Annotated in this window: 1 protein-coding gene; it reads right to left on the reverse strand. The window is 70.8% G+C overall.

The window, feature by feature from the left end; genetic code table 11:
• Window positions 1-107 precede the first annotated feature (107 nt).
• Window positions 108-766: hypothetical protein (locus RM572_RS28640; protein WP_311676288.1), on the reverse strand; the 659-nt coding region annotated here is incomplete at its 5' end.

Consider the following 766-nt stretch of genomic DNA (forward strand, 5'->3'; position numbering starts at 1 on the left):
GCCGAGGGTGAGGAGTGCGCTGCCGGTGAGGGTGCAGGCGGTGGCCGCCGCGGTCAATAGACCGCGGCGGCCGGTGCGCCAGGTGAACGGCATAGGGCCTGTGCCGTTCAGTTCTGGCGGGTGGTGCCGCGGCGCAGCCAGTAGGCGCTGGCGCCGGCGAGGAGGAGGGCCCCGCCGGTGGTCGCTGCAGCGGCCGTGGTGGCTGTGTCGCTGCTCTGGGTGCCGCCCTGGCCGCCGGAGATGCCGCCGTGCGGCGACTTCTTCAGCGTGCCGCACAGCGCGGGGAAGGTGGCCTCGGCCGGAAGCTTGGGGTCCAGGAGGCTCTTGCCGAGGTTGAAGTCGTACTTGCCGTTGCCGTTGTAGTCGATGCCGTGCACCACCACGACTGCGGTGCCGGCGCGCAGCGACTTCGCGGCCTCCTTGCTGACCGTGAAGCTGCGCTCGTAGGTGTACATCGAGCCGGTGGGGAAGCGGTCCACAGCCAGACCGGAGGCCGGGCTGGTGTCGCCGCGTGTCGTGAGCGAGGTGCCGATCCTGCCGTAGAACGGCGCCCCGTCGGGCGTGGACAGAGACAGCTTGCCGTTGTGCTTCGTGGCCGCCGACTCCGGCGGGCACACGCCCTTGGCGGCGATGTGGAAGTGCTGCGCGTGCGGGGCGTTCAGCAGGCCCTTGACGTGCATCTTGACGCTGACGTGCCGGCCCTTGAGGTGGACCTTGGCCCAGCCGCGCCCGGTGACCCTGTTGACCTTGAACGGGTCCAGCTTCG

The sequence above is a fragment of the Streptomyces hazeniae genome, assembly GCF_031845485.1.
Lineage (GTDB): Bacteria > Actinomycetota > Actinomycetes > Streptomycetales > Streptomycetaceae > Streptomyces > Streptomyces hazeniae.